We start from the raw sequence: 11,278 nt of genomic DNA, 5'->3' as shown, positions 1-11,278 counted from the left end.
GGTATGGTGAGATCGACCATCTTGATAACATCATCGCCCACCGTGATACGTGACAGCTTTGGAAGCTTCTCAAGCTCAGTCTTCACATCCATACATCTCTGTACACACTGATTCTCGAAGTTCTCCTTGATGGCAACCATATCCTCGATACCCTTCTCAACGCGCTCCTTCTCCAGCTTGATAAACTCAATAATCTGAAGAAGATTTGCCAGAAGTTCCTTTGTCTGACTGTAGGTATCCGGAACCTGCACATCCTGTCTGATCGTATTGGCCATCTCGAATACACCCATCTCCACTAGTGTATCCGCCGTCTGTCCCTTGAATCTCATGATTTCATTCTTCGCGCGGTCAAGGGCTTTCATGCTCCTGTCGTACTTCATGAGACTTGTCTCAAATAACTGTCTGAGGGTATCCATGTCTTCATCCAGTACATTTCCACCGGACACATCTATGTCATTTGTATCGACTATTCTCTTTACATCCTTGTACAGATCCACCATGAAACCATACTGCTTATAGTAATCGCTGTACGCCTTCTCAGCTTCTTTGAATATGCGGTTCATATCCGCAAGCACCGCATCTCCATTGGCTATGGCTGTATCTGCATCGGCTGCAGATATCTCCTCACGTACATAGCTGCCATCGCCGTATGTGCGGTTGATGTTCTCTATCGCATACTCTATGCTTCCCTCAAGCTTGCTATACGCCTTCTGGTCAGCCTTCTGCTGCTGCATCAGCGACGCCTCTATCAACGTGAGCCTTGCCAGCTCATCGTCCATCTCCCTGAGATTGTCCTCAGACGTCGGATAGAGCTCTCCTGCCCCGGCAAATACCGCCATGTCAAAGCCTCTCTTCTCTATGGTCTTCTGTATTCTGTCCATTGACTTCTTCAGCGCATCCATGAGCTTCTTCTTGTCCTCAAGATCCGGCGCATGCTCCTTTGAAACCGCCAGCATAGCCATAAATTCCTGTTCAAGCCGTTCATCTGAAATGTCCAAAGTCTCCTTGTATTCCTCCGGTATTCCGTCCTGCCATGCCGCAGCAGCCACGCCTGCACCATCTGTATTATCAGCAACTCCCGCATTCTCAGACTTCGGCAGATACGGTTCGAAATACTCCGTCCACTTGTATTGGATATCCTCTATATTCCTTGTAAGCCCCGCAAGCTTTGACTCAGTCTCTCCAACCGTCGTCGACCACTTCAGCACATCGCTCTGAAGTCCTGACAGCTTTGCCACAAGGTCAGACTTCCTCTGCTTATACTCGGCAAGTCTCTGCTCCTCCGGTCTTGCAAGATCCGACAGCTGCTCTATCATGACAAATGTCTGTCTTCTGTCAGATTCCTTCTGCTGACTCTGCTGCAGGTCTCCATATCTCTCGGTGTTATTCTTAAGCTCCGTCTCTGTAACCTTGATCGATGTCTTAAGCTCCTCAAGCTCATCCTTCTTATCGAGCAGTGCCTGGTTCAGCTCTCTCTCCCTGTCCTCGGCACCTGTATATCTCGCATCCACAAGCCTTGTGACAAATGCAAGATCCTCCTGATAAGTCGCAAGCTTCTCATTTATCAGACTGATCTCCTCCGTGAGACCTGCTATTTTATCAGCATTTGCCTTTCTGGCGTCCTCTATGGAGTCCTTAGACATGAAATATTTCCTGTCTCTTCCTATGATAAGCATGTTCTCGGCGGGAACTATCGCTGAGTCTGAAAGCTTATCCATATCGTACACCATTACACATTCGCTGCCGGTGTCTATCGAACCGAGATTTATATCGTCCTCCAGACTATCAAATCCCTTTGTCACAACACTGTACGGCAGGTATGGATTTGCCTGAAGCAGCTCCTCCTTTGTATCACCCGGGAGTGCCGACAGATAATCCGCACCATGCATGGCCATGAGCCCATGTCTGGTGGAGATGTAGTTTATCACAGTCTCAGCACCCTCCGACGGCGGAAATGGTCTGCCATCCTCATAGCATTTCGCAAGCTTTGTCAGTCTGTCGATCTCCTGCTGGCGCTTGATCGTCTCTGTTATGGTGCCCCTAATCCTGTCATTTATAACACCTGTTATATCCTGTGGATTCTCCACAGAGTATACTGCCATGATGCTGTCGAGCTGGCTTCCCGACTGCCTGTACGCCTCGGCGTCAAGCCTTGCATCCTCGCAGCTTCTTTCCAGCGCATCATACTCAGCCTGCACAGTCGTCAGTCTGTATCTGTCATCGTACAGCTTTGTCCTGCCATCTGCTATGGCTATCTCCAACTCTGTCATCTCAGCAAGTATCCTGTCAGACTCCTCCTGAGCCTTGTTCATCATATCCTTCACATCACCCACTACGAGCAGGTTGACCGATGCAGCCAGCTCACTTATGCGGGCACTTATCTCATCAATCTTGGCTGTGGCATCAGCGATATTGTTCTCCGCCACCGCCTGGGCGATCTCGCCCTCCCTCATGACCTTTCTGCAGTACTCCGCCTCCTCAAGTGCGTGATCATAGCTGGTCTGGGCCTCTTCCCTTGCCGCCATGAGCTCTGCAAGCTTCTTCTCATCACGGATGCGTCTGTTGTACGCATACACCGCCATCTTCTCACTGGATGATCCGATGTTGTTTCTTATATTGTCGACTATCAGTCTGCTCTCTTCGTACTGTCGCTTATTCTCCCTGTATACAAGGTAGTCATTTGCACTCTCCTTGTAGCCGATCTGGTTTTTCAGCTCCGCAAGCTTCTTCTCATTGTCCTCTATCTGCGTGGCAGTGTCATCCATCTTGCGGTTCATGTCCTCAAGGCGCAGATAATCCCTGGTGACCCTGAGATTTGCCAGACGCTTGTTCTGCTGTTCCATCTGCTCCCCGGCGTCAGCCTTTGCCTTCGCCAGCTCCTCCATATGGGTGTCGCCCTCCTGTGTACACGCCCTTCCTGTGGCATACACATCGGCCAGGCCCTTACATATCCTGTCGTTGTCCTCGTAGAGACCTATGCATGAGTTCACCTTGCCCTCGAGCACATTTATCAATTCTATCTGGTGGTCATAGTTGGCTATGTCACGCTTTCTCTGTGCCAGAACGTTCAGCTTGTCCTTGATGTCGAGAAGAGTCTCTGCCATGGTGTCTTCCTCACCGTTTCGTCCTGTCTTTGTGGCAAATGCCTTCTCTATGATCTCCTCTATAAGCAGATCCTCCACGACCTTCCTTGTGGTCCTGTAATTTGTCTCAAAATACGTTCTTACATGCCCCTCTGTCTTGTTGATTCCTCGTATGATTTCCCAGTGGCTCTCGTGGAGACCATAGCCACTTATAAATCTCTGGTACTCGCCCTTCTTGTCAAATACCCTGACCTCCAGGCTCATATCCCTGTGTCCGAGATCCTTGAGATATGTCTTTAAACCGTTGAATGTGATCCTCTCATTCCCCTCCGACAAAGGAAGGTTCACTATGTCATTCTTGTTATATTCCCTGTAGAAAATGCAGTAATTAAAATACTCTATGGATGCAGTGTCCTTCTGTACCTCCCCGGCATCCGCCGTATCCTTTGCCTTTCTGGCACAGAATCCGGTGGTCATGTATCTGTAGCCATCCTTTATATCCGCCTCGTCAAGCTTCCACTCGATCAGCGAATGGATGACTGTGTTGCCGCCGCCCGCACGGAAAAGCTTCTCCACAGGCTGCTTCTCATCCAGAGTACAGTTCGGTATCAGGTTCTGAAGGAGCAGAAGCATGAGAATACTCTTTCCTCCTCCATTTGCCAGATCATACAGCGTGTTCTTGCCATACATTCTCATGGTGAAGTCATCGTACTGCTGTGTACCAAAGTTATATTTTACATTGTTGACCCTTATCCTGTTGATACTAGGCATCCTCTTCTTCACCTCCAAGCAGCTGATACAGCCGTCCTCTGTATTCCTCAAAATAGTTCTCCGACAAAGCCTTCATCCTGTCTGTCGGATAGTACCTGTCCGCATTCTCCACAAATAACCGCTGGGCCGACATGAAGTTGAACACCAGCTTCACATAACCCGCCCGGGATGCCTTGGACGCCCTGGCGCTGTCGCCCTCCTGATTGCCCGTCACCGCCGGGAGCTCATCCCACAGAAGCGCTATCGCCTTGAAGCTGTCCTGCTCCACCTCATCAGTTGACAGAACATCAAGCTTCTTCGTTATGTCCGCAAGATATTTGCTTGTCTCATCTATAATGTTCTCTGACTTCACATACTCCCTGAACTGATAGCTGGATGAATCCTTGTAAAAATAGAGAAGTGTCATATACATAATGAAGTAACACAGATAGAGCTCCTTGTTCAGACGAAGTCCCAGAAGCTTCTTCATATCGTCATTCGTATAGCCAAATACCCTGTTGCCCTCTCCGGCTGTTATATACAAGCTGTCATTGTACTCGTACAGTGACAGGTTCATCTTCTTCATCATATTCATGACGATGTCGTACACCTCGGCATTGCCGTAGAATTCATCGTACAGCGGGCCGTTGTCGGGATGCTTCTTGCAGATCTCCTCACCTGATATTAACTTGGAATATATCTCTATCGCCTTGTCCAGATTCTTACTTTCCATCTTTTTCTCCTATTCTCCGTACAATCACTCTCAGCTGGTTTTGTTAAACTGAATTCCCGTAACGTACATGTCCTCGCCAATCTGTATCTCTTCGTCTGGATGGAATTCCAGTGTAAATGTCATGCCTCTGAACGCATCCAGTGTGAGTTCCGGTGCATACATCTCACGGGAGAGACCGGATCTGCTGCCACCAGCCTGATCTCCAGATACAGATGCCGCCAACGTTTTTTCGTCAACTTTCTTTATTCTCTCTATGTGATCTACCAGCATTCCCTCCAGCATAGTGTCCGGCTTTGCCAGTATCTCATCCACGCTGTATCTGTCCTTCTGAGCCAGGTGTGTGAGGAAGGAATAGTAATCTTTGTTGTCGTAGATTTCTTTTCCAAACTTAACTTCAAGTATTCCATTGAATTCCTTGAGACTCAGATGTCCCCATTTGTTCAGCTGGTCAAGGAGTTCGTGGAACAGCTTTGTGAAGTTGGCACTTATCTGTTCATCGAGAAGTTCATCTTCGTAACGGAAGTTCGGATCAATCTGCTCCTTCTTCACCTTTGTGGTCTTCGCATTGTCCTCGGACTTCAGCGTGAGCATGTGATCTATGGATGTCATGCTGAACGTTTTCACGATCCTCGGAGCGAAGAGAGGCGCAAGTATGGTGAGTATCTTATCCGGTCTGTCCTCTTTTATGATACTCTGAAGCTGTCCTGCAAAGTCAAATGCAGGTCTAAGCTTCTGCAACTTTGCCTTGTGTATGATATTGTCCGATATGTTCTGCAGCTCCATGGTGCTGCTTATCAGACTTCCGTGCTTGATGATGGTCCTCTTGAGTTCAAGCTCAAGCTGGCTTATCTCCTCCATCGCTTTCAGGTTGCCCTTGCCCATATTATCATAGCTCGCCTTAGTGATCGCTTTGTCCACCAGAGCTTTGTTCTTGGCAAAGAGCTTCTGCTCGTCAGCGAACCATTTGCCGACGGTCTTCATATAATTCTCGTACTCCTCCGCGCCCTTGAACACGTCGATGGACAGAAGATTTACTATCTCATCCTTCTCGCGGATCAGCCTGTTCACCTCGCTATTGATCCTGCGCACGACCTCGATACCGCCACGGAAGTTCTCTCCAACGATCATCTTTTCCAGAAGAAGCTGCTGCACGTTGATCTTGCTCTCGTCCTTGATCTCCTTGGTGTCCAGATAGAATTCGATTCCATCCGCAGTAATGAAATACAGGACCTTGCCATCCACTATATGGCTGTCTATCAGCTTCACTCGTCCCGTCTTGCGCTGCTTCTTTCCCGGATCATAGAACGTGAATTCAAATGCTCTTCCGTCGTTCTTGATCTTGTCAAATATATACATTATCAGGTCAGCCCTGTCATCTCCCGCGATCTCCACATCGAAATCACGGTCAAGGAGCTGCCCCATGAATTCCTCATATTCATCGTATGACACTTCACGCTCATTGAAGCTGTTCTCCTGAATAAAAAAACGCAGAATCGCCATGGTTATATAACCCATGTCCAGCTGTGCATAACGACCTTCCTTATACTGCGCAAATGTGGTCTCAGCCAGAACAAAAAACGGGTAATATTTCCTCAGATTCTGCATTCTTGCATTATGTTCTTCAATTATGTCATTTATCATCACGTATTTGAGTGCCATGTTTTCTCTATCTCTGTACTTTCCTGATTATAATAGATCTTATACCATATACTTTTCCTGATATATCTGCCCATATTCTGAGACACCTATCTTCTCTATCCGCATATGGACACACAGATTTAGTATACCATGACACTTTTGTTCACACAACGATATTTATATTCCGTACTTCAGCTCATTTATCGATCTTCCACACACTGTCAACATGAATTCCGTGGCACTCTCACTGTTCTGTCCCACATCATTCAGCCCGACATATCCCGGCTGATAGCCCTCGCAGTCACCCTCTATCTGAAACTGGACTGTGACCGTCACCTGCTGCCCCTTATATGTGGCATTCCCTTCAAACTGCACTATCTGACTTCCGTCCGTCGCGACAAATGCCTGCCAGTGTTCATCGCTGCAATAGGCATCCAGACCATCCCCATAGGTTGTGTCTCCATCCGGGAATATCTTCTGTTCCTTTATATAATCTATCCTCTTATCCGGAATATCGGCTGCATCTTTGCCGATCCCCGCCTCACCGATACCTGTCACGCACATGGACAATGTGAGTATGACTGCCAAAAGCTTGCAGAATTTGTTCTCCCTAAACTTCTCCCACCGCTTGATATTCAGTGCAAATGCAAGGATTCCTCCCACGATCGCACCACCCACATGCGCATAGATATCTATATTCTTCTCATTTGTATACAGAGCATATATGACCACAACAACTATGGATATCATCATATCTTTTCTGCTTGCTTTCCTGTTGCCCATGAATGTCAGGAACACAGCAGCACATATGATTCCGAACACCGCCCCTGATGCTCCTATAGAGAAATGCATTCTGTCAGGATCAGTCATATGATACACATTCATGGATATGATCCCGGCAACAATTCCTGATACAAAGTATATGATAGTCGTCCTCAGGGAGCCAAGTTTTCTCTCCACCGTGGAGCCAAACATATATAGTGCAAACATATTGCCAAAGAGATGATCAAAGCCAGAATGCAGGAACATCGCCGATATAAGTCGTCCATACTCGCCATTCAGCTTCACGTACTGATAGTTGAGTCCACCGGTTCTGGAGTAATTGTCCACACCGATGCACATGATGCCAGCTATGACATTTGCCACTATCAATGCAATCGTAACTATAGGGATCGTCCTCTTTATCTGTGGCTGTGGGGAAGCTCCACCGCCCATCTGCTCAGGTCTGATCACATATGCTGTGTCCTGGTCAATATCCTGCTCAAATCTCCCATAGTCATCATGTTCAAAGCCATAGCCGAAATTGTTTTCTTCCATATAATACTCTCCTGACAATGCCCTCCACGGCTGGCATCCACATACTGTTCATTGTTTTACACGATACACTGTTTTTCCACCTTGCAGTACCATTCTTCACACCTTTTTTCTTAGTCGAATACTCTCTTAAGTACCTCGTCCTCATACAGAACCTTCTTGGCAAGTTCTCTGTAGTTCTCCTCGTGAAGGTATGTGTGTCTGTGAGGCTTGATCTGAGGAGCCATGTCTATCGCCTTTGCAAAATCCTCTCTCTTGAGGTCAAGTGTGGCTACATAATCCCAGAAACCAGTCTTTTCAAATATTGCATTTACCCTGACATATCTGTGATCCTGGACAACAGCCATGATATATGTGGCAATTCCCACCTGGATTCCATGGAGCTGTGGCTGTTCAAGCATCTTGTCAAGTGCATGTGAGATCAGGTGTTCACTTCCGGATGTCGGTGTGCTTCCGCCTGCAATCTCATTAGCAACACCGCTCATGGCAAGGGAATCGAGAAGCTCCTTCAGGAAGAGGTCATCCTTGATCGTCTCAAATGGTGTTCTGACGAAACTGTTCACTGCCTTCTTCGCTATCATAACTGCAAAATCGTTCATCTCAGAGTATCCCAGTTCAGACTCGAAGAGCCAGTCATAGAGGGATGTGATCTTGGATACCATATCTCCGATTCCCGAGTAAAGGAATCTCTCCGGTGCAGACTTAATGATCTCCGTATCCGCTATGATTCCGTATGCCATCCTTGCAGGCACCGATGTACGCCGTCCATTTACCATAAGTGATGCGCTGGCACTTGAGAATCCGTCCGATGACGCCGATGTCGGAATACTTATAAAAGGAAGCTTTCTGAGATATGCCGCATACTTTGCCACATCAATAACCTTTCCTCCGCCGATACCCACGATCACCTGGGCCTTCGCATCTATATCAAATGCCAGCTTGATTATATCCTCTATATTGGTGGAATCCAGCTCTCTGTACTCCACAACTGTCACATTTTCTTTCTTCAGAGAATCCATGACCTGCTGTCCAAACATGTCTATGAGTCCATTTCCAAAATAAATAACAGCATTCTTCATCCCGGAAGCACTTATATATTTGCCCAGATCATTCAGGGTTCCCTTTCCGATCTTAAGAATGGTTGGTATTGCTATATGACTTCCTGCCATCTGTTTATCCTCCTAAATACATTTCTACCATTATACATTATATGATCAGCAAAAATAAACAAGACAATACACATTTTGTCTCATACCTTTACTTACCTTTCTAATTTCTAACCATGTCTGCCTTATGCTGTTTTCATATCCTTTAAATTTCTTACAGCATCTTCATATTTTTACCCGAAAAACACATTTTCTACACAACTTCTCCAAAATTAGAACACATTTTCTCGGTATATTATTAACTGTAAACAGCGAGAGCGTAAGCGAGTTGTTTACATCCCCTTTTTCATAAACGACTGCAACACCCTCCCCTCACATAATGTAGTTGCAGTCACTCCCTTTTAATACAAAAAGAAGAGGCTGCCAGAGATGGCAGCCTTTTCTTTTTGTATTCAGATAATTTATAATTACTCACTTCTGAGCGCTATAACAGGATCCTTCTTAGCTGCAAGTCTCGATGGGATAAGTCCTCCGATCAATGTCAGTATAACGCTGATGATTACCAGCATCACTCCACCCTTCCAAGGAAGCGCCGATACACCGGCAACGTTGATATAACTCTCTATCACCTTACTGATCGGTATATTGATCAGCACCGTCACGCCGATTCCTATGAGTCCTGAGAAGAGACCTATTATAAATGTCTCCGCATTGAACACTCTTGAGATATCCTTCTTTGAAGCTCCTATGCTTCGCAGAATACCGATCTCCTTTGTTCTCTCAAGAACTGAGATATATGTGATTATTCCGATCATGATGGATGAAACTATCAATGAAATTGCCACAAATGCAATGAGTACATAGGTTATCGCGTTGATGATCTTGGTCACCGATGACAGCATGATTCCGATGTAATCAGTGTATGTGATCTCCTTGTCAGGATAATCCTCGTTGTACTTGTCTATAAGCTTTGTTATCTCGTCCTTATCCGCAAATTCTGCACAGTAGAGGTTGATGGAAGCCGGCTTTGCAAGCTCTGCATATCCAAGCTTTGACATGTTATCCTCATAAGTAGATGTTGACTCCTGGAAGAAACCGTAACCCTTGAGCATATCGAAGAGCTGATCCTTGGTCATGGACGCCATCTGTGCCTGCATGTCCTCAGTAACCTGACCTGAAGCCATAAGCTGCTGCATAACAGAATCCATATCCACATCATCCGCTGTCAGTTCCTTGCCATCTGAAAATGGCATTCCTGTAAATATGTCAGTATCAGGATTATCCATCTGAGCCTTGAGTACATCTGTCTTCTCGTTCTCTGAAACTATGTAATTGGCAAGCTCCGATGTGTAACCTATATATCCCGGCTGCATGGTAGTTGCATACGCTTTATCCGAAGCCCTGATTACTGCCGACACCTTTACTTCAAGGCCCCCGGCCACGGCAGACTTCAGAAAATCAGCATCAGAACTCATATCTGTGTATGTTCCATCATCATTCTTCTTGTACAGATCGCCCGGAAGCACAACCTTGAACTTGAGATTAAGAAGGTCATCGTATGTAAACACCATCTGCTCAAGCTCCGGTACCTCTCCGCCAGCAAGTATGGTTGAAACCATATCGCTCAGTTCCTTTGAATCCCTAAGTTCAAGAGTATACAGTGTAAAATCACTTATCTCATTGTTCTTGTCGACGACAAGTACAACCTCGTTCTTATTCTCAGGCCAGTGTCCTGCCAGCACATCGTACTGCTGCTTGAGCAGAGTGTCGTTGTCAAGCATCTGTGTCCACATGTCCATTGACGATGAACCGTAGCTGAATGCCGACATGAAATCTGCCGTTGACTCCTGTGCCTCCGCCATACCTCCAAATCCCATATCTGTCATTGTGGTGCTTGGATTTACCTGGGCAACACCGCCATTTGCACTGTTCTCGTTAAACACATATAATGGTGTATCATATGTGTATGTTATATCACTTGTATACTTGGTGAAGCCGTTTGCATCGTCTTCTATATAATTCTTAAATGACTCAAGGTCGTTTTCCTTCACATCTGACACCATGGACACGAGCATGTCTCCCATGATATCTCCCGAATATACCTTGTCCTCGCCAGCGTGATTGTGATCTGAATCCTCCTCGTTGTTACCTACCATCTTGGAGAGCAGTTCACTGTAATCCATTGCCTTCTTCGTTATCTGCACCGGATACGTGGCAAGCGTCTCCTCCTGCACATCGTTGATATACTTCTGAAAGCCGGATGAAAGCGACAAGATAAGCGCTATTCCTATGATTCCTATACTTCCGGCAAATGCTGTTAAGAATGTCCTTCCTTTCTTGGTCATGAGGTTGTTCAGACTCAGCGAGAACGCTGTGAACATACTCATGGATGTCTTTCTAGGTTCATAACTTCCGTCATCCTCCTTTGCTTCATCCTCATCTGAGAATGGATTGGAGTCATCTATTATATTTCCATCGAGGAGCTTTACGATTCTTGTTGAATACTGCTGTGCCAACTCCGGGTTGTGCGTGACCATAATAACCAGCTTGTCCTTGGCTATCTCCTTGAGCAGTTCCATGATCTGAACACTTGTCTCTGTGTCAAGTGCACCCGTTGGCTCATCCGCCAACAGAATATCCGGATCGTTTATGAG

Annotated in this window: 6 protein-coding genes; all 6 read right to left on the bottom strand. The window is 46.4% G+C overall.

What is annotated here, in order from left to right; genetic code table 11:
- Positions 1 to 3,905, bottom strand: a 3,905-nt coding sequence (locus ABUA34_RS12620; RefSeq protein ID WP_349823422.1) for a coiled-coil domain-containing protein, incomplete at its 3' end; no start/stop codon positions are given.
- Entirely contained in the window at positions 3,847 to 4,566 is a 720-nt protein-coding gene (locus tag ABUA34_RS12615; RefSeq protein ID WP_004852816.1) for a DUF6063 family protein, read from the bottom strand. The genes ABUA34_RS12620 and ABUA34_RS12615, both read right to left, overlap by 59 nt.
- Before the next feature lie 30 nt (positions 4,567 to 4,596).
- Positions 4,597 to 6,225 (bottom strand): hypothetical protein, encoded by a 1,629-nt coding sequence (locus ABUA34_RS12610; protein WP_349823421.1) that lies wholly within the window; start codon positions 6,223 to 6,225, stop codon positions 4,597 to 4,599.
- A gap of 156 nt (positions 6,226 to 6,381) precedes the next feature.
- On the bottom strand, positions 6,382 to 7,521 hold the full coding sequence (locus tag ABUA34_RS12605) for a rhomboid family intramembrane serine protease (RefSeq protein WP_161171461.1): 1,140 nt from the start codon (positions 7,519 to 7,521) through the stop codon (positions 6,382 to 6,384).
- Positions 7,522 to 7,631: 110 nt separating this feature from the next.
- Complete coding sequence (locus ABUA34_RS12600; RefSeq protein ID WP_055146022.1) at positions 7,632 to 8,687, bottom strand: iron-containing alcohol dehydrogenase family protein; 1,056 nt, start codon at positions 8,685 to 8,687, stop codon at positions 7,632 to 7,634.
- A 404-nt stretch (positions 8,688 to 9,091) separates the two neighbouring features.
- The coding region (locus ABUA34_RS12595) for an FtsX-like permease family protein (protein WP_349823420.1) at positions 9,092 to 11,278 on the bottom strand (2,187 nt) is incomplete at its 5' end.

This window comes from Coprococcus sp. RTP21428st1_C9_RTP21428_210409, assembly GCF_040227395.1.
GTDB classification, from domain to species: Bacteria; Bacillota; Clostridia; order Lachnospirales; family Lachnospiraceae; genus Coprococcus; species Coprococcus aceti.
The sequence above is the reverse complement of the archived record's forward strand: the minus strand, read 5'-3'. Positions and strand labels throughout refer to the sequence as shown.

Bases quoted from the DNA above. Each gene is read 5' to 3' on its own strand.
- ABUA34_RS12615 (WP_004852816.1), bottom strand. From the start codon at position 4,566: ATGGAAAGTAAGAATCTGGACAAGGCGATAGAGATATATTCCAAGTTA.
- ABUA34_RS12610 (WP_349823421.1), bottom strand. From the start codon at position 6,225: ATGGCACTCAAATACGTGATGATAAATGACATAATTGAAGAACATAAT.
- ABUA34_RS12605 (WP_161171461.1), bottom strand. From the start codon at position 7,521: ATGGAAGAAAACAATTTCGGCTATGGCTTTGAACATGATGACTATGGG.
- ABUA34_RS12600 (WP_055146022.1), bottom strand. From the start codon at position 8,687: ATGGCAGGAAGTCATATAGCAATACCAACCATTCTTAAGATCGGAAAG.